The organism is Kitasatospora purpeofusca (genome assembly GCF_036010405.1).
Taxonomy (GTDB): Bacteria; Actinomycetota; Actinomycetes; order Streptomycetales; family Streptomycetaceae; genus Kitasatospora; species Kitasatospora purpeofusca.
Genome location: NZ_CP108561.1, coordinates 9,631,610 through 9,657,325, shown reverse-complemented (window position 1 = coordinate 9,657,325; position 25,716 = coordinate 9,631,610). Strand labels below are relative to the sequence as shown.

The 25,716-nt window shown below is 73.8% G+C and carries 21 protein-coding genes; 13 read left to right on the top strand and 8 right to left on the bottom strand.

The features are described 5' to 3' along the window. Positions 1-146: 146 nt before the first annotated feature. The 6 genes from OG715_RS41740 to OG715_RS41715 all read left to right on the top strand — a co-directional run bounded on the left by OG715_RS41740 (position 147) and on the right by OG715_RS41715 (position 8,692). Positions 147-863 carry a hypothetical protein gene (locus tag OG715_RS41740; protein WP_266271958.1) on the top strand — a complete coding sequence of 239 codons (717 nt, stop codon included), beginning with the start codon at positions 147-149 and terminating at the stop codon, positions 861-863. Between the two features lie 141 nt (positions 864-1,004). Further along, the gene (locus OG715_RS41735) at positions 1,005-1,619 is read left to right on the top strand and encodes a YdeI/OmpD-associated family protein (protein ID WP_266271959.1); all 615 of its coding nucleotides are present in this window, start codon (positions 1,005-1,007) and stop codon (positions 1,617-1,619) included. A gap of 218 nt (positions 1,620-1,837) precedes the next feature. Then, complete coding sequence (locus OG715_RS41730; protein ID WP_266271960.1) at positions 1,838-3,079, top strand: MFS transporter; 1,242 nt, start codon at positions 1,838-1,840, stop codon at positions 3,077-3,079. Beyond that, on the top strand, positions 3,076-4,221 hold the full coding sequence (locus tag OG715_RS41725; protein WP_266271961.1) for an aminotransferase class V-fold PLP-dependent enzyme: 1,146 nt from the start codon (positions 3,076-3,078) through the stop codon (positions 4,219-4,221). Before OG715_RS41730 ends, OG715_RS41725 begins: the two co-directional genes overlap by 4 nt. 303 nt (positions 4,222-4,524) lie before the next feature. Further along, positions 4,525-7,206, top strand: a complete 2,682-nt coding sequence (locus OG715_RS41720; RefSeq protein WP_266271962.1) for a hypothetical protein — start codon at positions 4,525-4,527, stop codon at positions 7,204-7,206. A gap of 4 nt (positions 7,207-7,210) precedes the next feature. Beyond that, a complete protein-coding gene (locus tag OG715_RS41715; protein ID WP_266271963.1) occupies positions 7,211-8,692 on the top strand; it encodes a leucyl aminopeptidase in 1,482 nt (493 codons plus the stop codon). Positions 8,693-8,856: 164 nt separating this feature from the next. Here OG715_RS41715 and OG715_RS41710 read toward each other — a convergent pair whose 3' ends face one another. Continuing rightward, positions 8,857-9,222 carry a nuclear transport factor 2 family protein gene (locus OG715_RS41710; protein ID WP_266271964.1) on the bottom strand — a complete coding sequence of 122 codons (366 nt, stop codon included), beginning with the start codon at positions 9,220-9,222 and terminating at the stop codon, positions 8,857-8,859. An 81-nt stretch (positions 9,223-9,303) separates the two neighbouring features. On the opposite strand from OG715_RS41710, the gene OG715_RS41705 reads away from it, so the two are divergent. Beyond that, positions 9,304-9,561, top strand: coding sequence for a hypothetical protein (locus OG715_RS41705; protein ID WP_266271965.1), 258 nt, complete (start codon positions 9,304-9,306; stop codon positions 9,559-9,561). Between the two features lie 313 nt (positions 9,562-9,874). On the opposite strand, the gene OG715_RS41700 is transcribed toward OG715_RS41705, so the two are convergent. After that, positions 9,875-10,717: an SDR family oxidoreductase gene (locus OG715_RS41700; protein ID WP_266271966.1), complete on the bottom strand. Its 843-nt coding sequence runs from the start codon at positions 10,715-10,717 to the stop codon at positions 9,875-9,877. Between the two features lie 64 nt (positions 10,718-10,781). On the opposite strand from OG715_RS41700, the gene OG715_RS41695 reads away from it, so the two are divergent. Then, a complete protein-coding gene (locus tag OG715_RS41695) occupies positions 10,782-11,165 on the top strand; it encodes a winged helix-turn-helix transcriptional regulator (RefSeq protein ID WP_266271967.1) in 384 nt (127 codons plus the stop codon). A 74-nt stretch (positions 11,166-11,239) separates the two neighbouring features. After that, on the top strand, positions 11,240-11,671 hold the full coding sequence (locus tag OG715_RS41690; protein ID WP_266271968.1) for a hypothetical protein: 432 nt from the start codon (positions 11,240-11,242) through the stop codon (positions 11,669-11,671). Positions 11,672-11,714: 43 nt separating this feature from the next. Here OG715_RS41690 and OG715_RS41685 read toward each other — a convergent pair whose 3' ends face one another. Next, a complete protein-coding gene (locus OG715_RS41685; RefSeq protein WP_266271969.1) occupies positions 11,715-12,470 on the bottom strand; it encodes a TIGR04222 domain-containing membrane protein in 756 nt (251 codons plus the stop codon). Positions 12,471-12,673: 203 nt separating this feature from the next. Here OG715_RS41685 and OG715_RS41680 point away from each other — a divergent pair, with 203 nt between their 5' ends. After that, positions 12,674-13,510: an ATP-grasp domain-containing protein gene (locus tag OG715_RS41680; protein ID WP_266271970.1), complete on the top strand. Its 837-nt coding sequence runs from the start codon at positions 12,674-12,676 to the stop codon at positions 13,508-13,510. Between the two features lie 241 nt (positions 13,511-13,751). On the opposite strand, the gene OG715_RS41675 is transcribed toward OG715_RS41680, so the two are convergent. Together OG715_RS41675 and OG715_RS41670 are read right to left on the bottom strand one after the other, a co-directional pair. Continuing rightward, the gene (locus OG715_RS41675) at positions 13,752-14,828 is read right to left on the bottom strand and encodes an inosamine-phosphate amidinotransferase 1 (protein WP_266271971.1); all 1,077 of its coding nucleotides are present in this window, start codon (positions 14,826-14,828) and stop codon (positions 13,752-13,754) included. 456 nt (positions 14,829-15,284) lie between these two features. Further along, positions 15,285-17,150, bottom strand: a complete 1,866-nt coding sequence (locus OG715_RS41670) for an ATP-binding cassette domain-containing protein (protein ID WP_266271972.1) — start codon at positions 17,148-17,150, stop codon at positions 15,285-15,287. Between the two features lie 271 nt (positions 17,151-17,421). Here OG715_RS41670 and OG715_RS41665 point away from each other — a divergent pair, with 271 nt between their 5' ends. From OG715_RS41665 to OG715_RS41655, 3 genes are read left to right on the top strand one after another with little or no spacing between them, the layout of a single operon-like run. Continuing rightward, on the top strand, positions 17,422-18,363 hold the full coding sequence (locus OG715_RS41665) for an HpcH/HpaI aldolase/citrate lyase family protein (protein WP_266271973.1): 942 nt from the start codon (positions 17,422-17,424) through the stop codon (positions 18,361-18,363). Positions 18,364-18,365: 2 nt separating this feature from the next. Next, the gene (locus OG715_RS41660; protein ID WP_266271974.1) at positions 18,366-19,619 is read left to right on the top strand and encodes an aminotransferase class I/II-fold pyridoxal phosphate-dependent enzyme; all 1,254 of its coding nucleotides are present in this window, start codon (positions 18,366-18,368) and stop codon (positions 19,617-19,619) included. After that, entirely contained in the window at positions 19,619-20,152 is a 534-nt protein-coding gene (locus tag OG715_RS41655; protein WP_266271975.1) for a MaoC family dehydratase, read from the top strand. The genes OG715_RS41660 and OG715_RS41655 overlap by 1 nt, the downstream gene beginning before the upstream one ends. A gap of 122 nt (positions 20,153-20,274) precedes the next feature. On the opposite strand, the gene OG715_RS41650 is transcribed toward OG715_RS41655, so the two are convergent. From OG715_RS41650 to OG715_RS41640, 3 genes are all read right to left on the bottom strand, one after another. After that, complete coding sequence (locus tag OG715_RS41650) at positions 20,275-21,279, bottom strand: quinone oxidoreductase family protein (RefSeq protein WP_266271976.1); 1,005 nt, start codon at positions 21,277-21,279, stop codon at positions 20,275-20,277. Next, a complete protein-coding gene (locus OG715_RS41645) occupies positions 21,276-22,601 on the bottom strand; it encodes a preATP grasp domain-containing protein (protein WP_266271977.1) in 1,326 nt (441 codons plus the stop codon). Before OG715_RS41645 ends, OG715_RS41650 begins: the two co-directional genes overlap by 4 nt. A 264-nt stretch (positions 22,602-22,865) precedes the next feature. Then, positions 22,866-24,944: an MDR family MFS transporter gene (locus OG715_RS41640; protein ID WP_266271978.1), complete on the bottom strand. Its 2,079-nt coding sequence runs from the start codon at positions 24,942-24,944 to the stop codon at positions 22,866-22,868. Positions 24,945-25,716 lie beyond the last annotated feature (772 nt).

The window sequence follows — 25,716 nt, the reverse complement described above, 5'->3', positions numbered from 1 at the left end:
CGGGCAAATCAGGCCCCTGATCGCACTGATTGCGACAGACCCTCCGAACGTGCCGTACTCCTCCGCCGAAGCCCCGGCGGAACCGTGCATCGGATAGGCTCCCCGTCGCCGGCCAATGGGTCGGCCACGGGGACGGGGAGGACGACGTGACCTCGGAGCGGGACGATCAGGCCGACAAGGGCGCGTCCGGCGTCGCGCAGACCTTCGCGGCGCTGCCGGAGCGGTTCGGCGACGACACCTCGACGTTCCACCGGTGCCTGGCCGAGGTGTCCCGGATCCCCGGGCTGGAGCCGGTGCCCGAGCCGGCCGACGGCGACACCCGGAGCTGGGTCCACGCCGTCCGACGGGCACTGCGCACGGCCGAGGAGCGTGGGCTGGTGCTCTCCGAGGCGTCCTTCGAGGTCCTGCTGGAGGCTGCCGTGCAGGACCCGAACCCGAGCTTCAACCGGTGGTTCGTCGAGCCCGCCCTGAACGCCTACGGCTACCGGCGGGTGCGCGCCGGCCTGCTCGAGCGCCTGGTCGGCGGGACCGACGCCCAGCGCGCCGGGGCAGCCCGGGCCTGGTACTGGACCGCGTTCCACCTCGAACCCGACGGGGCCTCGGCGGAGCACCCCGGCGCCCTGGAACTGGACGGGGCCACCGACCGCACCGTCCTGGTACGCGAATGGAACCAGGCCGCCCTGCGGGAGTTCGTCACCAACGAGGACCTCGACGTACGACGCTGCATCCTCCCCGGCCTCCCGCTGCGCACATCGGCCTACCCACCGGAGCTGCACCACCTGGTGGAGACCGCGACGGCCCTCGCCCGGGCGCACCCGGACAACTACATCAGGCACCGGGTGGAGATCCAGGTCAGCACCTGACAGCCGGCCAGAAGGACGGGTGCTCCGCCCGTGAGGCCGTCGACCCACGCACGGACCGGACCGACCTGGCGGGCGTACTACCCGGTCCCGGAACAGCCGGAGCCGGCCGGTCGCGGCACCGGGTTGCGGCACTAACCTGTGGTGGTGACCGGAACCGAGCTGGATGAGCTGATCGTCGCTGACGGCGCGGCGCTGCGCGCGTGGCTGCTGGAGAACCACACCGCCTCCCCCGGCGTGTGGCTCGCCCTGACCAGGAAGGGCGGCTCCGTCACCACGCTGACCTGGCAGCAGGCGGTCGACGAGGCGCTGTGCTTCGGCTGGATCGACGGCCAGGCCCGCAAGCGCGACGAGGAGACTTCCTGGAGGCGGCTCACCCCGCGCCGGCCCCGCAGCGTCTGGTCCCGGCGCAACGTCGACAACGTGGCCCGGTTGGAGGCGGCCGGCCTGATGCTGCCCGCCGGCCGTGCCGCGGTGGACGCCGCGAAGGCCGACGGGCGGTGGACGGCGGCCTACGCGCCGTCGTCGGAAGCGGAGGTGCCGGCCGACCTGCGCGCCGCGATCGACGCGGTCCCGGCCGCGCAGGCGATGTTCGAGGTGCTCACCAGGACCAACCGCTTCGCCCTCATCAACCGGGTCAACGCCGTCAAGCGGGCCGAGACGCGCACCCGGAAGATCGCCGAGTTCGTGGCGATGCTGGCCCGGCACGAGACGCTCCACCCGCAGCGCGCCAAGCCGGCGGGCCCGCCGACGCCGTGACCGCCCGACCCACCGCGCCGTGCACCGGAGCCGAGGCCGGAGTGTTCGGCGCCCGGTGCTGATGCCCCGGCGCCCGGGCCCGTGCGGGGCCAGGAGGGGCCAGGAGGGGTCCCCCGGGCGCGACCCTGGATGCGGAGGCCGGTGCCGTCGGACCTCTTGCACGTGGGGAATCAGTGAGGGAATCATGACAGCTTCCACACACCAAGGGAGTTGAGCCCATGAGCGCCGTGGTCGCCGGCACCGGAACGGCTGGGCGGGCGGCCTCGGCGAGTCGCCGTCAGCTGGCCGTCCTGCTGACCGCCAAGACGGTCTCGGACGTCGGCTACGCCCTCGACTTCATCTGCCTGTCCGTCTTCGTCTGGGAACACAGCCGCTCGACCCTGCACACGGGCCTGGTCAGCGTGGCGCTGTACGCCGGCGCGATCGCGGGCGGGCGGCTGGGCCACCGCTACGGGGACCGCTGGGACCGCCGCTGGATGATGATCGGCGCCGACCTCGCCCGGGCGCTCACCCTGGCGCTGCTGGCAGCCCTGCCCACGGGCGCGCAGACCTGGTGGCTGTACCCGGCGGTGATGGTGATCGGCACCGGGCGGTCGGTCTTCGAGGCGACGCTGTCCGCCGCCACGCCGGTCATGGCCGGACCGCGCACCCCGTCGGTGAACAGCGCGCTGGCCGGGCTCAGGGGCGTGGCCTTCATGGTGGGCATGGGCCTCGCCACGGTCCTGGTCCCCCTGGCCGGGTACCGCTGGGTGTTCGCCCTGGACGCGGCCAGCTACGCGCTCTCGGCGACGGTCCTGCTCGCCCTGCGCCTGCGGATGCGCGAGCCGGGCGACCGGGCCGCCCGGGCCCGGGACCGCACCGGCGCCTGGACCCTACTGGTCACCTCCGGCCTGGCCGGACTGGTCGTCCTGCGCGGGCTGGACGCCTTCGGCAGTTCCTCCCAGCACGTCGGACTGCCGCTGCTCGGCACCGAGCTGCACCCGAGCCAGCCCGCCGTGGTCTCCGGCGCGGTGTGGGGCAGTTGGGCGGCCGGGCTGCTGGTGACCGGCTTCGTGCTGCGGCCGCTGGCCGCGCGCGTCGTCGAGCGCGCACCGGGCCCGGTGTTCTGCCTGGCCACGATCGTGATGTCGCTGGGCTTCATCGGTGTCTTCTGGCTCGACGGCTGGTGGCCCCGGCTGCTGGCGGCGGCGACGGCCGGTGTGGGCGACGCGCTGAGCGAGATCACCTACAAGCAGTCCCTCCAGCGACTGCCCGACGCACGCAGGGGCGGGGCGTTCGGGCTGTCCCAGATCACCGTCAACGCGGGCTTCATGTCCGGACTGCTCGTCACCAGCCTGGTGCTGCGGCCGGCCTGGGTGGCGCCGTGGGTCCTGCTGCTGCACGGCGTGCCGCTGCTGGTGGCCGGGTGGGCGGCGGTCACGTCGGCCCGGGCCCTGCGCTCCGCCGGGGCGCTCTCGTGAGCGGGCGCCTCCGAGCGGACGGCGCCACCACCGGTGGGGCCTACCTCGACTACGCCGGGCTCGGCCGGCTCCGGCCCCCGGCCGTCACGGCGATGCGCACCGCCGTCGAGGAGGTCCTCCCGTACGGCAGCGCCGGCGTCGGCCGGCTCTTCGGCGACCGCGCGGCCGCCCGACGCTCCGTCGCCCGGCTGCTCGGCTGCACGCCCGAGGAGGTCGCCCTCGTCCCCAACACCTCGACCGGCATCCACCTGGTGGCCGACGGACTCGACTGGCGCCCGGGCGACCAGGTGGTGCTGTTCGAGCGGGACTTCCCGGCCAACGTCCGGCCGTGGCTGCGCCTGCGCCGCCACGGCGTCGAGCCGGTCTGGGTACCGATGCGGGACGGCGGCCACCGGATCGAGGACGTGGCGGCCGCCCTCGGCCCGGCCACCCGTCTGGTGGCGGTGAGCCACGTCAACTTCGCCACCGGCTTCCGCTGCGACCTCGACCGGATCTGTGCCCTGGCCGCCGAGGTCGGCGCGCTGGTGTGCGTGGACGCCGTGCAGAGCCTCGGCGCGCTGCCCCTGTCGGTGGCCGACACCCCGGTGGACTTCCTGGCCGCGGGCGCGCACAAGTGGCTGTGCGGCCCGCCGGGCACAGGGACGTTCTACTGCCGCGCCGACCGGCTGGAGCTGCTGCGCACCACGCCCACCGGCTGGTTCGGCCACGAGGGCGCCGCGGAGGTGACCAAGGGACCGGGGCACCTGCGCTACGACCTGCCCGAACGCGCCGGGGCCGCCCGGGTCGAGGGCGGCATGTACGACCTGGTCGGCATGGCGGGGCTCGCCGCCGCGCTGGCCGAGCTGGAGGAGACCGGCATCGCCGCGGTCGCCGCGCGGGTGCGTGCCCTGGCCGACCGGCTGCGCACCGGCATCACGGAACTCGGCTACGACCTGGCGCTCCCCCCGGACGGCGCCGGGCACTCGGGCCTGGTGTGCTTCACCGGCCGCCGGACGGAAGGGGCGGAACTCGTCCGCAGGCTGGCGTCGGCCGGAATACACGTTTCCGTTCCGGACGGCCTGGTCCGGGTTTCCCCGCATTTCTGGACCACCGACGAAGAAGTGGCGGAGATCCTTGGGGAGCTTGCCCTGCACAAGTCTTGACGGTGCTGTTCCGGTTCCCGAAGAATATCGATCGCCCGCTTCGCCGGACCGGATATCCGGACCGGCCCGTGAAAAGAGAGGGGTTGTGGAATGACGTACGAGACCTGGGAGTCCCTGGAGGACGAGGTCGAGATCAGCACTGGTGCGGCCGACTGCTGGACCTGCCTGATCGACGACGGCGGCGTCTGATCCCCGGTGATCCACACATGCCCCGCGATGCCAATTCCGGCACACCGGATTGCATCGCGGGGCATGTTGCCGATCGCCCGGAACCCCCGCCCGAGGAGCAGAGGAATTTACCGCGTGAACCGTTGGGAATTCAGTCACGGAATCGTCGGGGTCAACGCGCCGAGTTGGCTCACTTTCGAGGTGCACCGCCCGTACTTCGACGGCGCGGAGTCGCCGGCCACCGCCGTCCAGGCACGGTCCGCGATCCTGGCCGCCCGGCGTTTCGAGAACCCCTCCCCGGGCGCTCTGCGGTTCGGCATGACGATGCCCGCGAGCTACCGCCGGCTGCTGGTGCAGGAGTCCCGGCTGAACGCCTACCGGGCGGAGCTGCCGACGGACCTGCCCGACGAGCTGGCCTCGCCCGCCTGGCGGCGGATGGCTGCGGCCTACCGGCGGCACGCGGAGCTGGACCGGGTGGACCGGGCCGGGCTCGCGCACTGGCTGGTCGCGGTCTGCCTCCCCGCCGCGGTGCTGCGGGTCGTCCCGGAGGACCTCGACCCGGAAGCCTGCCGGGACCAGGTGACGGCCGGTCTCCAGGCCGCCCGCGCGGCCACCCTGTTCGGCTCCGAGGGCCTCTCCGAGCGTGCCACCGCGGCCTACCGGGTACTGACCGAGCACCCCGCACCCACCGTCGCCCACGTCCAGGCGGTGGCCGCCTGGGGCTACCTGCTCGCCCGACACGCCGGCGACGACTCCGCCGCGCCGTTCTTCCTCGGCCGCGCCCGGGAGCTGCTCAAGGAGATCGCGGGCGAGCTCACCCCCTTCACCCACACCGTCCTGACCGCCCGGCTGGCGCTGCGCGAGGTGATGTACGCCGAGCGGCAGCGGGACTTCGGCGGTGCCCGGGCGCTGCTGGCCGACGTCCGGGCGGGCGTCGCCGAGCTGGCCGCACCCGACCGGGACGACGAACTGGTCCTGCTGGAGACCCGTCGACGGCTGCTCGACCGGCACCTGGAGATCGTGGTGCGGGCCGGCGACGCCGAGGCCGAACGCGCCGCCGTCGAGGAGGGCCTGGCCCTCGATCCGTGGGACGTGAAGATCCGGATGCAGGCGGCGCAGGCCCACGAGCGCGCCGGCGAGCACGAGCAGGCCCTGGCCGGCTACCTCCACGCCGCACGGCTCGGCCCGTTCGGCACCGCCTTCGCCCTGCTGCGGGCCGCCGAGCGCGCCCGCGCCCTCGGACACGGCGAGTTCGCCCGGGTGCTGAACGAACGGGCCTTCCGGGCCGCCCCGCGCGCCGCCTCCACCCGGGACGCGCTGCTGGCCGCCTGCCGCGACGACGGCGACCTGCCCCTGGCCGCGCTGACCGAGCGGGCCGCCTCCCGGGACCGGGAGCGCCCCTACGCCAACACCTGGCACTACCGGATGTACGCCGCGTACTTCAACCTGGGCGAGTCCGAGTCTCCCGGCCTCTACGCCCGGCTTCCCAGCCTGGCCTACGAGTTCGCCGAACGCGGGACCGAAGGCGAGAGCGAACACGGGACCGGTCACGAGGCCGAGCAGGGGACCGGGAACGGGACCGGGCCCGGTGCCGCGCGGGACGACGTCAACTGGCAGCGCCTGATGCCGCCGGCGTTCCGGCGCAACCTGATCCGCGAATCCGGGCTGACCGAGTTCGCGGTCGACCACCCCGCCGATCTGCCCGAGCACCTGCGCACACCCCGCTGGAACCGACTGTGCGCGTGGCTCGACGACTTCGACAACTGTGACGCCGAACGCCAGCAGCAGATCGCCATGGTGCTGTACCGGCTCGGTTTCATCGAACAGGTCCTGCGACTGGTCCCGGCCGTCCCGGCGGACCGGCTCCGGACCCCCGCCGAACTGCGGCTGCACCACTGGCGCGACCTGGTGCGTTACGTGTCCTCGGTCGGCGGTGCGGTGGCCGCGCCGGAGACCTCCTTCGCCATCGCGGAACACCCCGCCTGCCCGACGCACCTGCGCTTCGTCATCGCCGTGGTGGCGGTGGTGTTCCACGCCCGCGAGACGCGCTCCCTGGAGGAGGCGACGCGCTGGCGCGAGACCGGCGCCCGGGCGCTGGAGGAGCTGCTGGCGGACCCGGACCGCACCGCGTTCGAGAAGGCCATGCTGGAGAGCCGGTTCTACCGCAGCGTCAGCTTCGTCCCGTTCATGGCCGGGGACCGGGAGCGGCTGGCACGCGACATGGACCGCGCCGAGGAGCTGGCCCGGGCGCTGCCCGCCGAGGGGGCGTACCAGGAGTTCCTCAAGCGGGAGAACCTGCGGGCCTGCGTGGAGAGCCGCTCCAAGGAGTGCTACGCGTTCGGCGAGGACGAACGCGGCGACCTCCTGGTCGCGGAGGCGCTCGCGCTGGACCCGTACGAGCCCAAGACGCACATCGAGGTGGCGGAGGGCCTGCTGCGGCGCGAGCGCCCCCGGGAGGCGGCCGACAGCTTCCTGCGGACCGCCCGGCTCGGCCCGGTCTCCACCGCGTTCGGGTACGCGTCCGCGGCCGAGTGCTTCCGGCGGGCCGGCCTGCCGGTCCTGGCCGAGGACTGCTACCTCCAGGCGCTCAGGCTGGACCCGTACGCGATCTCCGCGGCGCGCGGCTGGGCGGCCGTCGCCGCGGGCGGCGGAGAGTCCGGTGACGCGGGCGTCAGCACGTCCGGTGGCGAGGGCGGTGAGCTCGGTGGCGTGGCCGATCCCGCAGGCGACGGCATGGGCACGCTGGCCCGCGAGTACCTCGCCGACCTGGAGTCCTGGGGAGCGGCCCGGCGCGCCGCCCGGCAGGCGCGCGGGTGAACGGGTGAGCGTCACGTGGTCGCTGCGTCCCGGCCCCGGTAGCGACCCCGGTCCCGGTCCCGGTACCGAGGCCGTCGTGCGGCCGGTCTGGGCCGGCGAGCCGCCCCCCGGCCTGTCCCCCGCGTTCCTCGCCGGGACCGGATTCGGCGGCGGGGTGGGCGAGGTGCTGCAGCTGCCCGGCACTCCCGTGACCGTGCTGCTCGGCGTCGGGCCGCGGGCCCGGACGGACCGGGACGCGATCCGGGCCGCCGCGGCCGGACTGGCCCGCGCCGTCCGCTCCTACCGGCGGCTGGCCGTCCACCCACCGGGTCCGGACCTGCGCGCACTGGTCGAGGGCTACCTGCTCGGCGGGTACCGGTTCACCCGCTACCGCAGCGACGCGGACGCACCGCCCGACCAACTCGTCGAGCTCCTCACCGCCGAGACACCGGACACCGCCCGCGCCCTGTTCGAGGGCCGCCGGCTGGCAGAGGCCGTCCTCCTGGCACGGGACCTGGTCAACGAACCGGGCGAGGCTCTCACCCCGCCGGCGTTCGCCGACCACGCGGCAGCGGTCGCCGCGGCGACCGGGCTCGAGTGCGAGGTCTGGGACGGCCGTCGGATCGCCGACGAGCGGCTCGGCGGACTGCTCGGGGTCAGCCGCGGCTCCCTGGTACCACCGCGCCTGGTCAAACTTTCCTACCACCCGCAGAACCGCACCGCAGGGACCGAACGCACCGAACGCACCGAACGCACCGAACGGACAGGGCGGATCGCGCTGGTCGGCAAGGGCGTCACCTTCGACGCCGGCGGTCTGTCCCTGAAGCCCAACGCCCACCTGGCCGGGATGAAGGCCGACATGGCAGGGGCTGCCGCCGTCCTCGGCGCGATGTCCGTCCTGGGCGCACTGGACTGCCGCGTCGCGGTGGACGCCTGGCTGCCGCTGACCGAGAACATGCCCAACGCCGACCCGATCCGCGTCGGCGACGTACTGGTGATGCGCAACGGCACCACCGTCGAGATCTGCCACGCGGACGCCGAGGGACGGCTGATCATGGCCGACGCCCTGGTCCTCGCCGGCGAGACGGGACCGCGGGCGATCATCGACATCGCCACCCTCACCGACGCCGCCGCCGTCGCGCTGGGCCGCAGGGTCGCCGCGCTGATGGGCACCGACGACGCCCTGGTGAACCGCCTGCGCGCCGCCGGCGCCCGGGCCGGTGAGCCGCTCTGGCCGCTGCCGCTCCCCGACGTGTACCGGCCCCAGCTCCGTTCCCGGATCGCGGACCTGGTCAACTACACCCTCGGCACCCGCCACGGCACCGCCCTGCTCGCCGGACACTTCCTCCGCGAGTTCGTCCCGCCCGGCATCCCCTGGGCCCACCTCGACATCCAGGGCACCGCTCTCTCCGAGGGGACGGACGGCGAATGGGTCCCCGGCGCCACCGGCTTCGGCGTCCGCACACTGGCCGAGTTCCTCACCGGCCTGCCCCACCCGCCCTCCTGAGCCGTTCCCCGGGGTCACGCGTCCAATCCGCAGGACGCGCTCGGTGAACTGCCGGAGCTCCGGCGACGGCGCGGCGGCGGACCCGGCGGACCCGGCGGCGGTCAACGGGCCGCGCGGGAGGAGGAGGCAGTCGGAGGACGGCGGCGCGCGGCCCGTACGCCGGATCAGGCCAGGCGGTCCGGAATCGGGGCGAGCGCGTAGTTCTCCCAGACGAACGCGTCCATCTGGTGCTGGTCACCGGAGAGGTTCACCACCCGGTCGACCTTGCCCGCCGCGTCGAAGTGCCAGACCAGCGCCCAGGTGGTGTCGACCTTCCCGGTCCCCTCGGTGGTCCAGCCCCGGTGAATGTCCACCACGTACTCGTCGTTGACGCCGAAGAAGATCGGCTCCGCCTTGAAGCCGGACTTGCCCAGCTGGTCGAAGAAGGCCCGCACCTCGGCCACCCCGCGCTTGGTACCGGAGAGCGGATGGCGCCCCGGGACGGTCCACTCGATCCCCTCGGCCAGCAGTACTGACCGACTGTCACACATCGGAGTCCTTCGGCAGTACCAGGGTTGGCGGGTTCTCATCAAGGTGGTGTCCGGGGCATTGACCCGGGCCCCGCCCGGCGGTTGGCTCGTACTCGGCCGACCGCCGAGGGGGGCGACACCAACCACGCCACCGACGTGTTCCGGCACGACCTGTGGACAGGCCGCACCGAGCGGGTCAGCGTGGCCGCCGACGGCTCCCAGTCCACCGGCGGCTCCTACGACCCGGTCGTCGGCGGCCTGGGCACCTCCGTCCTGTTCACCGCCGACGACGGCACCCTGGTCGACGGTGACGGCAACTTCTGGAACGACGCCTTCCTCCGCCGCGTCCTGCCCTTCTGACGCCCCGACCGCCTCCCCGACGAGTACGTCCCCGACGGCTCACGGCACCGCCGTCCCGATCCGCAGCCGCGCCACGCCCGCAGCCGGGCGTGGCGCGGCTGCGGATCGGGAGCGGCTGTGGATCGTGGAGCGGCGCGGTCCTGGGCCGCGTCCTCGGGAGCGGGAGGTCCGCGAGCGTCACCGCGTTCAGCCCAGCCCGGACCTCGTGCGGCGATGGACGGTGTTCAGCGCCAGTGGCTCGGGCAGTTCCCGGTGGACTGCCGCGGCAGAGGGACAGGCGGCCGAGCTCCTGTCCCGGCTGGCCGGACAGGACCTATCGGACCGCGTCCGTCAGCCACTGGAGGGGGGTGCGGGGGGGCAGGCCGAGCACCGTCCGGGCGGAGCGGTCGGGGGCGATCGCACTGTCCGGGAGGGTGCCGAGGAAGTCGTAGAGTCCCGCCACGCCGCCGGCGGCGTCGGCGCCGAGGAGAGGGGCGAGCAGGTCACCGAACGCCGCCGGGGTGAGCGGTTCGTAGGTGACGGCGTGGCCCAGGCGGGCGGCGAACGCCTCGGCGAGTTCGGGGCCGGTGACCGCGGGGTGCAGGCCGACCTCGACCAGGCCGGTGACGTCCGGTCGGCCGAACAGTGCGACCGCGGCGTCGGCGACGTCCAGGTGCGAGGCCCACGACACCGGGTGGCCGGCGGGCAGCGGGTAGCGCAACAGGCCCTGTTCGCGGGCCCCGGTGACGACGGGCGGCAGGAGGAGGTTCTCCAGGAACAGGCGCGGTGCGATCACCGCGTGGGAGAGGCCGCTCTGCTCCAGCCCGTCGACGACGGCCGCGACCGCCCGGTCGGCGGACTCCACGGGCACGCCGCCGCTCGTGGAGAACACCACCCGGCCCGGGCGGGCTGCGTTCAGGGCGGCAACGATGCTGTGGGCGTGGCGCAGCCGGTCCTCCGGCCCGCCGATGGGGAGGTGGACGAAGACGCCGTCCGCACCGCGGTAGGCGTCGGCGAGTGCGTCGGTGGCGCCGAGGTCGACCGCCCGCACCCGAGCGCCCGCGACGACCGCGTCGGCGTTGCGGGTCAGGGCGGTGACGGAGGCGCCGACGGCGGCGAGGGCGGCTGCGACGGGGGTGCCTTGGGCGCCGGTGGCGCCGTGGATCACATAGGTCATGAATCCATTAGTGCATACAGTGCACCAGTTACTTCAACTGCACTATTGGCCTACAGTGAAGACTGTGTCGACGAATCCTCTTCCCGAATGCGGCGTAGCCCGGTTCCTCACCCTGCTCGAAGGGCCCTGGGCCACGCTCATCGTGCGCGAGCTGCTGCACGGCCCGCACCGCTTCACCGAGCTGCGCGCGGCGCTCCCCCGGATCAGCCCGCACACCCTCACCAGCCGTCTGCGCCAGTTCGAGACCTACGGCCTCGTCACCCGGACCGCCTACGCCGAGATCCCTCCACGCGTGGAGTACCGCCTCACGCCGCTGGGCGAGAGCCTGGGTCCCGTGCTCGAGAGCATGGCCGAGTGGGCCGCGTCGGTTCCCGACCCCGCCGACCCGCCGCCGACCCGGCGGACAGGTCTCACCGAAACACCCGTCGCATCCCGTCGGATCCGGTAGACATGCCCTGTCCGAGGCGATCAAGTCGGCGTGCCGACACGTCCGACCGCCTTCCCGCGACCGAGGGAGAACCCGTGGCCGACACCAGTACCCCGCCCACCGAGCCGCTGCACTACGCGGTGGACCTCACCCCGGCCGATGTCCGGGCCATCCACGCCTTCCTCCGCGAGCAGATCCGCCCCATGGAGGGGGACAGCGCGTTCGGCAGCGCGGAACAGCGCGCCGCGCGGGCGCTGTCCAGTCTGGTGCGCACCGCGACCGCCCGCGCCGAGGTGATGCTCGGGCGTCTGATCGAGACCCCCGACGACCGGCACCGCACGGACCACCTGAACAGCCTCCGCCAGAGCTGGCAGTCCCTGGTGGAAGCCGCCGAGGAGTGGGCCGACACGCCGGGCTTCGACCGCCGCCGCTGGCGCGAGGTCGACGCCGACCCCGCCGCCGCGGCTCTGCGCCACCGGCTGGTCGCCAAGCAGCGGGCCGAATCCTCCGCCGACGCCAAGGCCTGACCGCCCCCATCGCGCCGCCCTGCCCCCCCGGGGGGCCGGCAGGTCAGATGACGGCGTCCGACCCCTCGTACGGGCCGCCGCCGCTGCGGGCGACGGTCTCCCGGGCCGCACGGCCGCCGAGCAGCCCGGCCGCTGCCGCGAAGTCCGGCAGCAGACGGCGCAGGGCCCGGCGGCCGTACAGCGCGGCCAGCAGACCGGCCTCCTCGGGTCCCGGGCGGGTACTGTCCGCCCCCGGCACGGGGTGGCCGCGGCGCAGCTCCCGCAGCAGGCGCCGCCCGGCGAGGGTGCGCACCGGTGCGAACAGCACGCCCAGCGCGAGCACGGCCACCGGCACCCCTGCCGACGCGGCCCCCTGCGCGGCGGCGACCTGGGCCACGACTGCGGCGGCGAGCGCCGTGAGACCCGCCGCCGCCAGCCGCACCCGGCCGCACCGCAGACCCCGTGCCACCAGGTCGACACGGACCTCCTCGCACGCGCGCCGCACCGCCGGGGCCACCACCGCGTCGCTGCGGGACAGGGCCCGGCCGAAGACCGACCGCGCGGCCCGGTGCAGCGGCGTCCCGTCCGTCCCCGGGCTCCCGTGCACCACCCGCTTCAGCCGCCCGAAGCGGTCGACGTCCAGCACCCCCGCGAGGTGCAGTTCGACGACGACCACCGCCAGCGCCGCCTTCGGCCCGCCGCGCACCGCGGCCACACCCGCCGCCGGCAGACCCTCCGCCCGGCCCCGGAGCGGCAGCCACCGCAGCAGCCCCGCGCAGAACAGCCCCACCACCGCACACACCGCACCGATCGTTCCCACCACGCCCCCCGTCGGCAGAGATCCGGCGGCGTCCGCGGCCGCCCGTCACCACAGGACCAGACGACGGCCCGCGCCCCGCGGTTGCCGGTGGACGGCGGCCGGTGGACGGCGGCCGGTGGACGGCGGCCGGTCGGCGCGGGGCAGCCGCAGGAGCACCGAGGGCCAGGAACTATCGTGGGCGGACTCGAACAAGGAGCCGCACCATGGCCACCGCCCGCCCCCGCATCCTCTTCGTCTCCGACCTCGCCTACCCCGCCCGCGGACGGCGGTACTGCGACGAGGACATCCTGCTGACCTCGAAGCTGCGGGCGGACTTCGACCTCGCGGTGTGCCACCCCCTGGACGCGGCCGCCCTGATGGACGGCTTCGACGCCGTCGTGGTGCGCAACAGCGGCCCCGTCCTGCACTACCAGCAGGCGTACGACGCGTTCCGGGCCCGGGCCCTCGCCCGCGGCACCCGGGTCTACAACCCACTCACCGGGCGTGGCGACATGGCCGGCAAGCAGTACCTGACCGAGCTGACCTCCGCCGGGTACCCGGTGATCCCGACCGTCGACCGCGCCGAGGACCTGGAGCGGCTTCCCGACACCGCGCAGTACGCGGTGAAGCCGAAAGCGGGCGCGGACTCCATCGGCCTGACCTTCCTGGACCGGGCCGGGCTCGACGGCGTCGACCTCGGCGGGATGCTGGTCCAGCCCCGGATCGACTTCCTCCACGAGGTGTCGTTCTACTACGTGGACGACGCCTTCCAGTACGCCCTGTACGCGCCGGACCCCGAGCGCCGCTGGGAGCTGGAACCGTACCGAGCGAACGCCGACGACCTCGCGTTCGCGGACCGGTTCGTGCGGTGGAACACCCTGGAGCACGGCATCCAGCGCGTCGACGCCTGCCGCACCCGCGCGGGCGAGCTGCTGCTCGTCGAGCTGGAGGACCTCAACCCGTACCTCTCCCTGGAACTGCTGGACGAGGCGGCCCAGGACGCCTTCGTGCGCGCGATGGCCGACTCGCTGCACCGCTACCTGGCCACCGGCTCCGTCTGACACCTCGCCCGGCACTCTGCCCGCACCTCACGGAACCGATCACTGCCCGGGGCGGTCCTGGTCGGGAAACCCGGGATTCGGGTTTCCCGACCAGGGCCGCCCCGGTGGAGGTCGGCCGGCCTCGTGCTCGGCCCGCTCGACGCCGGTCCCGCGCCCCGGTACGGGGGCCCGCGTCGAGCGGTGAGGTGGTTGTTCCAGTGGCTCGGCGGGGCGCGACGGCGATCCCCGTCGGACCCGCGGGTCAGGACAGGTAGTCCTCCAGGCCGCCGTCGCGCCGGATGTCCAGGGTGACGCAGTGGAAGCCCCCGCCGAGCGTCCGGGAGTGCCGCAACCGGTGCGGCAGAACCGTGATGCCGGCATGCTCCAACTGCTTGATCAGGGCGTCCTGGCCGGACTCGACGATCGCCGTGTCCGGGGCGACCATCAGCAGGTTCATGCTGATCCAGCTCTCGCTCAACGCGTTGTCGACCGCCCCGGTGGGCTCGGCCGGCGGGCACCACAGGATGTCCCAGCCTCGCAGCGGCTCCGGCACGGTGCCCGGGCCGACCCGCTCCGGGTTGAGCAGCACCAGCCCCGGCCGCAGCAGCGCGATGGTGCTGTCGATGTGGGTGTAGCCGTAGATGTCGCGCAGCGGGTGCAGTCTCAGCCCGCCGTCGCCGAGCAGGCCGAGCGTGGACTCCAGCCACCGCAGGCCGAGTTCATTGCCGCTGCGGGACACCTGGTAGAACACGTCCCGGCCGAGCCGCAGAACGTTGGCGGCATCGAAGACCGGCTCGCTCTCGCCGAGCAGCGGGAGCCCGTCGGCGTCGAACTCGAAGAGTTCGTCCCTCAGTTGGGGCCGGGGGGCGGAGATCCAGCGGGCACCGCCGCGCAGGTAGTCGTGGAAGAGTCCGCGCAGCCCGAAGACCTCGAAGTAGCGTTGGCGCATCGGGCTGGCGACCTCGATGACCGTCTCGCCGACGATCAGGGTGAGGTCACGCGGGCAGTACGAGTGGAACCCGCCGTCGGCCTTCCACAGCGGGGAGGAGAACTCCGCGGCGTGGTCGATCACTTCGGGCTGGTGAACGGTGACACCGAGGCCGCGCAAGGTGGCCACCAGCGCGTCCAGGTCCTCCTCCGTCTCCTCCACCACCTGCGGCGAGTAGGGGCCGACCGGGATCGAGGCAAGGTCGGCGGCGCTGGTCTTCGGGAAGCAGGAGAGCCAGGACGACGGCTCGTTCTGCTCGGGCAGCCGGGCACCGACGGCCCTGCCGACCACGACCTCCCGCAGTGTGCTGAACTCGTCCCAACTGTGCACCGGACGGGCCGGACTGGACATGACTCCCCCTTGACGCGGGTTCGGGAAAACGAGGACGCGACGGCGAGAACGACGGCTTCCGGCGGTGTGGCGACGGCCCCGGGAGGTGCCCCGGGACCCCGGTCGGGCGGGGCCCCGGGCCTGCGGACGCCGGCCACGGGGAACAGCGGTGCGGGTTCGTCGCCGGACCCTCCCCGGCCGATCAGGGGCGACAGGGGTGACAGGGGCGACAGAGGCGACCAGGGCTGACTGAACTCGCCGGCCGGGTGGCCGAGTTCGCTCGTCGACGGGCCGTGATCGCTCGTAAGCTACCCGGCCGGTCGACGACGGCGCAAGGACCGTGATCGGCACCGCGGGCGCCGCCGGCCCGGACTCCGGTCGATCGGCGCATTGTTCGACTCCGCGGCGCCGACGCCGATCAATCCCCCCGCCCGCCGTACGGACTGCCGCCGCCGCTCCCCGCCGGCGGCCCGGGGGTCACCAGCGCCAGGCGCGCCGGATCCGGCTCCCTCCGGCCAGTGCCAGCAGCGCTCCGCTCGCCGCGGCGACCCCGGCCACCGTCAACTGCTGGCGCTGCGAGCGGCGGCGGTCGGCGGTGGCGGCCCGGGCCGAGGCCGCCAGGAAGGCCCGTTCGATCCCGGTGGCCGCCAGCTCCCCGTCCGCCACCCGCCGCATCAGCTGCTCCAACCGCGCTCCCCGGTAGAGCAGTTCAGGATCCCGGTCGGCTCCCGCCCACCCCCGGGCCGCCGCGGTCAGCCCCCGCAGCTCGCCCGACGCCCCGCGCCCCTCGACCAGCCACCCGCGCAGCCTCGGCCAGGCCTGCGGGAGGGCGTAGTGGGAGAGTTCGACGGTGTCCCGGTCCACCACCACCAACCGCGCGCGGACGAGCCGCTCCAGGACCTCCGGGACCCCGGGACCGTCGAACTCCGCCCGCCACAACGGAGTTCGCGCCCCCTCGTCGCCGCCCGCCACCTCACCGGCCGTCCCGTCACCGCCCGCCGTCGGCCCACCGCCCAGGGCGATCGCCGCGGCGGTGCCCCCGCCGGCCCCGGGCGGACCACCGTCGATCAACTCCGCGCCGAGCCGCAGGAAGACGGTCCGCACCAGCATCCGGTCCGCGATCTCCAGCCCGTCGTACAGCGTCTCCGCCGCGCGGGCCAACGCGCCCTCGAACCCACCCGTCGCCTGGAACCCCGCCAGGGTCAGCGCGTTCCCGCTGCGCCGCCGCCACGTCGCCGCCAACGCCGCGGACACCAGCGACAGCCCGCCGGGCTGGTACGCGGCGGTCGAGATGAGGACGGCCAGCAGGGCTCCCTCGACGGTGCAGCCCGCCCGTAACGCCGGTTCGGTGATCGCCCGCCGCAGTTCGACCGGCGCCGGACGCCCCACCGGGACCACCGCGTGCCGGGCGGCCTCGGCCAGCCCCGGGTGCTCGGCGAACAGCGGCCCGCTCTGGTCGGAGCGGATCACCAGCACGACCCGGCACCCGGCCTGCGCCGCCCCCGCCGGCCCGGCCGGGGGCCGTTCGGGAGCGCGCGCGGCCAGCGCCACCAGCGCGTCCAGGAAGCGCACCCGCTCGGCGGCGTCCCGGCACCGGGTCAGCAACTGCTCGCCCTGGTCCACCACCAGGACCGGATCCCCGGTCGTCGGCCCGGACGGGTCCCGCGTCGCCCTCGCGGCCGACTGCCCCAGCCGCGCGAGCGCGAGCGCGTACGCCTCCATCGGTCGTTCGCCGGGCGTCAGCAGCGCCACCGGCACCCCGTCACCGGTCCGGGGCCGCTCCGCCCCGTCGCCCGGGCCGTCCCCGTCCCCGGCCCCGTCCCCGTCCCCGGCCGCCGCGACCGCCGGGGACCAACCGAGCCTGGTCAGCAGACCGGCCCTGACCAGGGACGACTTGCCGGCCCCGGACGGCCCGGTGACGATCACCAGCCGCCGCTCGGCCAGCACCGCGACCAGCCGGTCCAGCAGCGCCTCCCGGCCGAAGAACCGATCGGCGTCGACAGCCTCGAAAGCCGCCGCGCCGGGGTACGGGGCCCGCCCCACGTCCAGGGCGCGCCGCCGCGCCGCGGCCTCTGCTGCCAGCTCGGCGGCAAGCAACTGCCAACGGTGCCGCCACTCCCGCACGTCCCCGCCGCAGGCCTGCACGTAGGCGAGGGTGACCGCGAGGCTCGGCAGCCGCCGCCCGCCCGCGGCCACCGACAGACTGGCCGCCGAACAGTGTGCCCGCAGCGCGAGTTGGCGGTACGGCGGACTTCCGGCGCGCTCCCTCAGCGCCCTCAGGTCGCCCGCGAAGCGCAGCAGCGACCCGTCCCCAGGATCCAGTGGACTTTCCCGACGCGGCACTTACGGCCCCCTTCGTCGTTGAAGCGGTGTCCTGACGCCCTTGCGCGTCCACGCGCCGACGCCCGCCGTGTGTGCCGTGGTGTCGTGCGTGCCGCGCGCGTCCCCTGTCCGTCCCCCGGTGATTCATCATGCACAGGGCCGTTGGCGTCGAACAATGGTGCGTGCGGGTCGGTTGTTCCGAATTGATGTTCAATGTCCAGCCGTACGGCGCCGAACAAGCCCGGTGGGATAGAACCGGGACCCGCAGCCCTCGCTGACTTCGGAGACTTCCATGAAGTTCACGCGGTACTGCCGTTCCCTGCTGTCCACACCCGCGACGGCGGTGGAGCGGTACACCAAGAGCCACCGGTCCGGGGCCGACATCGCCATGGTCGATCTGGAGGACTCGGTCCCGCCCGCCCGGAAGGAGGAGGCCCGCCGTCTCGCCGAGGAGTTCTTCGCCCTCCCGTCCACCAAGCTGGCGCGCAGCGCGGTGCGCATCAACGCCCTGTCCGGGCCGGAGGGCCTGCGCGACCTGGTCGCGATCACCCGCTACCGCGTCAAGCCGGACCTCGTGCTGATCCCGATGGCGGAGTCCCCCCGGGACGTCGCGATCGCCGCCGGCGCACTCGGCCCGGACTGCCCGGAGACCGAGTTCCTGGCCGTCGTGGAGACCCCGCTGGGCATCGAGCACGCGCCCGCCATCGCGGCCGCCGGCCACCGGCTGCGCGGGCTGGTCTTCGGTTCGGCCGACTACGCCTTCGCGGTCGGCGCCCGGCTCTGCTGGGAGGCTCTGGCCCACGCCCGCGGCCGGGTGGTCAACAGCGCCCGCGCGGCCGGGGTCGAGGCGATGGACGCGCCGTTCTTCGAGGTCGACGACCTGGCCGGGCTGCGCCGGGAGGCCGGCCTCGCCCGGGATTTCGGCTTCAGCGGCAAGATCGCCGTCCATCCGCGCCAACTGGCCCTGATCAACGAGACGTTCAGCCCGGGCGAGGAGCTGCTCGCGCGCGCCCGCCGGGTCGTCGCGGCGGGTCTGGAGAACGGCCGCTCGGTCACCGTGGTGGACGGGGTGATGGTCGGCATGCCGTTCTTCGAGGCGTCACAGCGACTGATCGAGCAGTTCGACCCGCCGCCGCACCCGGCCCCGGACCGGTCCGACACCCGAACCGGAACCCGGACCGACACCGGAAGCCAAACCCGAACCGACAACCTCGACCACACGACGGAGGAGTGACGTTGACCGAGGAATCGATCCTGGGCCCGCGCCGGTACCGCAACGCCGAGGCCATGCTGGCCGGCGCCGATCCGGTCTGGCAGGCCGCCGCCGCCAACGGCCTGATCGGCATCACGGTGGACTCGGAGTCCAACAACCGGCTGATCGTCCGCGAGAGCGGCCACGAGTTCGCGAACATGGTCTCCTGTGCGTACTTGGGCCTGAACAATCACCCCGCGGTCGCGGCCGGCGCCGTGGAGGCGCTGACCGAGTCCCGGAGCACCTGGCTGGTCACCTCCACCACCCGGATCCGGCACAACCTGCTGGTGCGGCTGGAGGAGGAGCTGGGAGAACTGTTCGGCGCGCACATCCTGCCGGGCGCCTCCTGCACCTCGCTCACCGCCGGCATCCTGCCGCTGATCGCCTCCGGCCACCTGGACGGCACCTGCCGGAGCGGCGGCGGCCCCCGAGTGATGGTCTTCGACCGCTTCTGCCACTTCTGCATGGCGTACGTGAAGCCGATCTGCGCCGACGAGTCGCTGGTACTGACCTGTCCGCACAACGACCTCGACTACCTGGAGGACATCTGCCGCAAGTACCCGCGGGTCGCCTACGTGGCGGACGGCGCGTACTCGATGGGCGGTGCGGCGGCCCTCGACGGTCTGCTCGAACTCCAGGACCGCTACGGGCTGTTCCTCTACATCGACGACTCGCACTCGCTGTCCATCATGGGCGAACGCGGCGAGGGCTTCGTCCGCTCCCGCCTGGAGATGAACCCGCTCACGGTCATCGTCGCCAGCCTCGGCAAGGGCTTCGGCGTCGGCGGCGGCATCGCGATGCTCGGCAACCGCGAGCAGTTCGAGTTCCTGCACCGGCACGCCGGCCCGGTCGGCTGGTCGCAGAACGTCGCACTGCCTCTCGTCGGCGCCTCGCTGGGCAGCGCCGCGATCCATCGCTCCCCCGAACTCGCCTCACTGCAGGACCGGTTGAACCGGAACATCGACCTCTTCGACGAACTGCTGCCGACCACCTTCGCGGGCAACGGCCTGCCGGTGCGCCGGATCGACGTCGGGGACGCCGAGCAGGCGGTCAAGTTGTCCGCCCAGCTCTTCGAACGGGGCTTCTACAGCTCGGCGGTGTTCTTCCCGATCGTGCCCAGGGGCGAAGCCGGGCTCCGGCTGATGATGCGTGCCGACATGGACGAGCCATTGATCCGCGAGTTCGCCGGTCACGTCAAGGAACTCACCGCCGGTCTCCAGGAATCGAGGGAAGCCTGATGGGCGACGGAGCCGTTCCCGCCGGCTACCGCCGGATCGACGAGCGCCGCTACCGCGAGGTGGTCGGGCGCCACTACGAGGAGTTCGAGGTCGGCGAGGTGGTGGAGCACCGCCCCGGACGGACCGTGACCGAGCTCGACAACGTGCTGATGAGCATGCTGAGCATGAACGACGCCCCGCTGCACATCGACGCCGCCTACAGCGCGCACACCCCGTGGGGGCGGCCGATCGTCTCCAGCCTGGTCACCCTCAGCATCGTCGGCGGGATGACCGCCCGATCCACCAGCGGGCGTACCATCGCCAACCTGGGCTGGGAGAACATCCGGATGACCCACCCGGTGTTCACCGGTGACACCCTCTACGCGCAGACCGAGACGCTCGCCAAGCGGCTCTCCAGGAGCCGGGAGGGGCAGGGCATCGTGAGCTGCCGCACCACAGGCACCAAGTCGACCGGCGAGACCGTGGTGGTGTTCGAACGCAGCTTCCTCGTCCCGCTGCTCGGCCACGGGCTGGACGAGGTCGCGGGGTACTGAAGGCCCGCGCGCGCCGGACCCGGTACGGAGAGCCCGCCGGCCGGGCCCGGCGCGCGCGGCACAGCTCGCGGTCGGAACGACGCGCCCGGCGCGGCTCGCGGTCGGTCGTTCGGTCGGGAGGTTCAGTCCTCCCGGTGGACGTCCACCAGCACCTTGCCCATGGTCTCCCTGCGGGCCAGCGCCCGGTGCGCCCCGGCCACCCCGGACAGCGGCACGGTCCGGTCGATCCGTGCCACCAATCGCCCGTCGGCGGCGAGCCGGAACAGCCGCTCGGCGATCCCCGCGAACAGCACCCGGTCCGCCAGCACGTGCTGGAGCCAGAAGCCCACCAACCCCGCCGAGCGGTCGGCCAGTTCGTCCACGGAGAAGGTCTCCTCCACCCCACCGCGGGAACCGATAGAGAGCAACCGGCCGAACGGCGCCAGCGTGTCCAGCCCGACGCGCAGCACCCGGCCACCGACCGAGTCGACGAACAGGTCCACCCCGCCCGGCGCCGACCCCGCGGCCAACCGATCGGCCAGCTCGGGGTCCCCCGGGTCCAGCGTCCGGTCGGCCCCGAGAGCGCGGACGAACTCCCGCTTCGCCGGGGTGGAGGCCAGCGCGAGCACCCGGCCCGCACCCAACTCCCGCGCCAGCTGCACCGCCAGGTGCCCGACCCCGCCGGCGGCGGCGGTCACCGCGACGGTCTCGCCCGGCCGCAGCCGCCCCGCGAGGGTCAGCGCGGCGTAGGCCGTCGCACCCTGCTCCAGCAGTGCGAGCGCCTGCTCGTCGTCCACTCCGTCCGGCAACTCCACCGTGTGGGCCGCCTCGGCGCGGGCCACCTGGGCATAGCCTCCGCCGGAGCGCAGCAGCGCGGCCACCCTCCGGCCGTCCCCGCGCCGGCGGCCGACCACGTCGGCGCCGAGCACGGCGGGCAGCGGGTACCGCGCGTACTCGCCGGTGCGGCAGTGCAGGTCCGCGTAGTTGAGCCCGGCCAGGGTGACGTCGATCAGCACCTGCCCCGGACCGGCGACCGGCTCCGGCACCGTCTCGGCGCGGAACTCCTCCGGCCCGCCGTAGCGGTGGATCACCGCCGCCCTCATCCCCGCCGCCGCCCTCGTCCCGCCGCCGGCCGCGCCCGGACTCATCCGGCGAAGAGCGCGAGCAGCTCGGCCTCCAGGGCGCGGGCCGCCTCGGGGCTCTCGGCCACCACGCAGTACATCACCGAGCCGTCGGCGGGCGTGAAGTCGCAGCTGTAGAGCACGCCGGTGCCGGTCTCCGGGCTGAAGGCCAGCCCGGCCGCGGCGATCCCCGCCACCGCCTCGGCGAAGGAGGGCACCTTGAGACCGGCCAGCTCCAGGATGCAGCGCGAGCCGCGGTGCTCCTCGCGCAGCAGGCGGCCGAAGAACGCGTCGTGCAGGTGACTGGAGCCGGTCAGCCGGCCGTTCGTCTCGTGGAAGCGGATCTCGCCCTTGGGCGTCAGCACGGCGTCCGCGCTGACTCTGCCGCGGTAGCCGATCGCGCGCAGCCCCTCGCACAACCGGGCGCCCTGGGCGACGAGTTCGGCCCGGACCTCGGCGTCCGGAGTGACCGGCGGGGTGATCTCCCCGACCACCATCGGCCGCATCACCATCTCGCCGCAGCCGACCAGCACCACGCCCGCGTCGTCGATGGCGAACTCCGCGTACAGCGGCGCGGAGTCGGCGAAGTACTGTTCCACCACGACCCGTTGGCCACGGCCGGCGGTCAGCCAGGTCCACCGCTCGGCGACGTAGACCGCCACCGCGGCCCGGCCCGCCAGCACCACCACCCGTTCGGCACCGGCCGGGTCCACCCGCTCGTCCCGGGCGAGGATCTCGTTGCCGAAGCCGCCCGCCTGGAACTCGACCTTCACGATGACGCTGTGGCCCTGCCCCAGCAGTTGCTCGACCGCGTCCTCGGCCTCGGCGGGCGAGGCGACCACGCGCCCGGGCGGGATCGGCACCCCGACGCCGGCGGCCACCGCCCGGAACCCGGCCTTGCTGTTCACCAGGGCGTTGCCGCCCTGGGCGGCGAAGGCCTGACCGGGCATGGCGTGCGCCAGACCGAGCGCGGCCGCCAGCCCGGCCACGGCGCCGTTCGGTGTGATCGGCAGCACCTCCGTGACCGTCCGGCCCGCCAGGACCCGGCCGAGCTCGGCTCTGAAGGCCGGATCCGCCAGCCGGTCTCCGGTGATCATCCGGCCGCCCTGGGCGCCGGGCGGCGGCACCACGAAGGTCAGGCTCGCGGCCCGCACCCCGGTCAGCCCGGTGACGTACGCGAGGTACTCCGGGTCGGGGACCCAGGGCACCACCAGGACGTCCCCGTCCTTCGCCCACCAGAGGATCCGCTGAGCCCCGTACCCGGAGGCCAGCTGCTCCGGCGGTGACATCGCGGCGAGGTCCCCGACGATCTCCTCGGTGCGGTTGTTCGCGATGCAGAGCGTCGTCATATGGTGAACCCTCCCGGGGTGACCGGTGCTGGAGCGGCCCTGGTCCCACGCACGGCACGGGTGTGGCGTGCGCTACCGGTCTAGCGCACCGGGATTGTTCCGGCTCGGTCCTCGGTCATTGAACAAAACGCCGAACAATCCGGTCCTCGCCGAGCCGGCCGCCCCGGGGTCTGCCCGTGCCTTCGGGAATCACCCGAACGACGCAGCCGCTCTCCTCGCGCGGCTGGTGGTCGCGGTTCTCGGCGCCGCCGGGTCGGGAACCGGTCAGGACGGCTCCCGCACAGCCGCCACCGCTTTCTCCCGGACGTGTGCGGGCAGGCCGTTGGCGAGGTCCTCGACCAGCAGTCGCCAGGCGATCGCCTCGGCCGCCGTCCGCAGCTGCGGGCTGCGGGGCCGCCCGGCGTCGGCCTCCAGGCGGTCGTTGAGCCAGTCGGACCAGGCACGGGCGAGCGCGCGCACCTCGTGCGTACCGGTGGCGGTGAGGGCCAGCCGGTCGCCGTCGCGGGTGAGGTGCCCCTCGCCGGCCATCCGCTCGAACACCGGTTCCAGGACCTCCGGCGGGACGCGCTTGCGGGCGCCGATCAGCGTCAGCGACGCCTGGCCGACCGCCTTGGTGTGGCCGGCGACCTCCATCAGCGCCCAGGCGCCGGCGAGGTCGACACGGGTGTCGGCGCCGCCGACGATCGAGCGGACCGTGTCGAGGTCGGCCCCGCGCACGATCCGGCCGACCGCCGACTCCAGCTGCTGGTCCGAGTCGCCGCTGGTCGGCTGGGCGAAGCCCTCGCCGAGGTCCGTGGAGCCCGCCCGGGCGGTGTCCCGCAGGTGCACCTGCTTGAGGAAGAGCGCGACCACGAAGCCCAGCAGGGCCACCGGCACGGTCCACAGGAACACGGTGTGCAGGGCGTCCGCGTAGCCCTGCACGATCGGCGCCGCCTGGTCGGCGGGCAGGCCGTGCAGGCCCTGCGGGCTCTCGGCCGCCCGGGTGAGCGCCGCGGGGTCGGCGCCGGTCGAACGGGCGGACTCGGCCACTCCCTCGGCCAGCTCGGTCCTGAGGCTGTTGGCGTAGACGGTCCCGAACACGGCGGTGCCGAAGGAGCTGCCGATGGTGCGGAAGAAGGTCACCCCGGAGGTCGCGGTGCCGAGGTCCGCGTAGTCGACGGTGTTCTGCACCGCGATGGTGAGCACCTGCATGCTCAGCCCGATGCCGACGCCGAGGACGAACATGTAGCAGGAGGCGAGCACGGTACCGGTGTCCGGCTCCAGACGGGACAGCAGGTAGAGGCCCAGGGCCATCACCAGGGTCCCGACGATCGGGAAGATCCGGTACTTCCCGGTCTTGCTGACGATGTTGCCGCTGGCGACGGAGGCGAGCAGCAGGCCGATCACCATCGGCAGCATCCGCACGCCGGAGACGGTCGCCGAGTCCCCGTCGACGTACTGCAGGAAGGTCGGCAGGAAGGTCAGCGCGCCGAGCATCGCGAAGCCGACGATGAAGCTGAGGACGGAGCAGACCGCGAACACCGGGGTGCGGAACAGCCGCATCGGCAGCATCGGCTGGACCGCCCGGGTCTCCGCCCAGCAGAACAGGCCGAGGGCCACGGCGCCGCCGACGAACAGGCCGATGATCACCCCGGAGGTCCAGGGGTACTCGTTGCCGCCCCAGCTGGTCGCCAGGATCACCGCGCTCGCGCCGACCGAGACCAGGGCGATGCCCAGGTAGTCGACGACCGGCCGGACGGCCGCCCGCACCGAGGGGATGGTCCGGGCGGCGGCGGCCACCACCACGACGGCGATCGGCACGTTGACGTAGAAGGCCCAGCGCCAGGACAGGTGGTCGGTGAACAGCCCGCCGAGCAGCGGCCCGATCACCGTCGCCACGCCGAACACGGCGCCGATCGCGCCCTGGTACTTGCCCCGCTCGCGCAGCGGGATGACGTCGGCGATCAGCGCCATGGCCGTCACCATCAGCCCGCCCGCGCCGATCCCCTGGAGCGCGCGCCAGGCGATCAGCAGCGTCATGTTCGTCGCCAGGCCGCAGAGGAACGAACCGGTGATGAACACGATCGCGGAGATCTGGAACAGCACCTTGCGCCCGTAGAGGTCGCCGAACTTGCCGGCCAGCACGGTGGCCACCGTCTCGGCGAGCAGGTAGGACGTGACCACCCAGGACATGTGCGCCGCCCCGCCGAGGTCCGCCACGATGGTGGGCAGCGCGGTGCCGACGATGGTCTGGTCCAGGGCCGCCAGCAGCATGCCGAGCACGATGGTGGCGAAGACGACGTTCCGCTGCCGGACATCCAGCACCGGCGGGGCGGACGGCGGGTTCTCGGTGTCGACGGTCATGCCGACAGCCTCGCCGCAAGGCCGCGGGCACCGCGATCGGGCTCCGTCGTCCGGGTGAACGGGGCGGCTCGGCGGGGCCGGCCGCCTGGACCGGTGGGGCACTGTGTCCGTTCGACGATGCCGCTGGCGAGGGCGTGGCCGAGGTCAGGGAATTCCTGCACGATTCCTGTGGTCCTCCGAAGGGAGCCCCGGTGCGGGCAGCGTCCTCGCCGGCCGGAGCACGGACCGGGCCGAGGACGCCAAGGGCCTGCAAGCCGGCGATCAGGGCGGGCACGGAGCCTTCGGCGGGGAGAACAACGGGAGGGCCGGCGCGGGCCAGTTGAACCGGCACGCGGCCGACCGGCGGGTCGGCAGGCCTGAAGGCGGGTCCGGGCCTCGCTGGCGGGATCGGCATGTCACCGGGATGTCCGGCCGGGCCACGGCGCGACAGCGCTCGGCCACAGTGGCGGCCCCGAGCGGTAGGCCGGCAGCGTGGATCCGATATCGGGCAGGGTCCGGCCGTCGAGGCCGGGGCCGTCATCATGAACGGTTTCGGCAAGCCCTTGTTCTTTGGTGCTACTCCGTCCAGGTTTCGTCGTAGGCGAACTCATGACGTTTTGCAATGTTTTGCCTATTTTCGGCTCTACTTATAGAGCATCAGGGGCCGCGGTGGCGTCCCACACAGTGGACGCTGTCACCCGGCGCGACCACTGCTGGGCGCTGTCAGCCGGTTCCCCGGTAACTACATCACCGAAGCCCGAGGCAGGCACTGCCACCGCCTGCGCATCGACCG

What these genes read in the sequence shown, in the direction of transcription:
- OG715_RS41645 (WP_266271977.1), bottom strand. Translation starts at nt 22,601, where the DNA reads ATGACGACGCTCTGCATCGCGAACAACCGCACCGAGGAGATCGTCGGG.
- OG715_RS41675 (WP_266271971.1), bottom strand. Translation starts at nt 14,828, where the DNA reads ATGTCCAGTCCGGCCCGTCCGGTGCACAGTTGGGACGAGTTCAGCACA.
- OG715_RS41640 (WP_266271978.1), bottom strand. Translation starts at nt 24,944, where the DNA reads ATGACCGTCGACACCGAGAACCCGCCGTCCGCCCCGCCGGTGCTGGAT.
- OG715_RS41730 (WP_266271960.1), top strand. Translation starts at nt 1,838, where the DNA reads ATGAGCGCCGTGGTCGCCGGCACCGGAACGGCTGGGCGGGCGGCCTCG.
- OG715_RS41710 (WP_266271964.1), bottom strand. Translation starts at nt 9,222, where the DNA reads ATGTGTGACAGTCGGTCAGTACTGCTGGCCGAGGGGATCGAGTGGACC.
- OG715_RS41655 (WP_266271975.1), top strand. Translation starts at nt 19,619, where the DNA reads ATGGGCGACGGAGCCGTTCCCGCCGGCTACCGCCGGATCGACGAGCGC.
- OG715_RS41700 (WP_266271966.1), bottom strand. Translation starts at nt 10,717, where the DNA reads ATGACCTATGTGATCCACGGCGCCACCGGCGCCCAAGGCACCCCCGTC.
- OG715_RS41650 (WP_266271976.1), bottom strand. Translation starts at nt 21,279, where the DNA reads ATGAGTCCGGGCGCGGCCGGCGGCGGGACGAGGGCGGCGGCGGGGATG.
- OG715_RS41680 (WP_266271970.1), top strand. Translation starts at nt 12,674, where the DNA reads ATGGCCACCGCCCGCCCCCGCATCCTCTTCGTCTCCGACCTCGCCTAC.
- OG715_RS41665 (WP_266271973.1), top strand. Translation starts at nt 17,422, where the DNA reads ATGAAGTTCACGCGGTACTGCCGTTCCCTGCTGTCCACACCCGCGACG.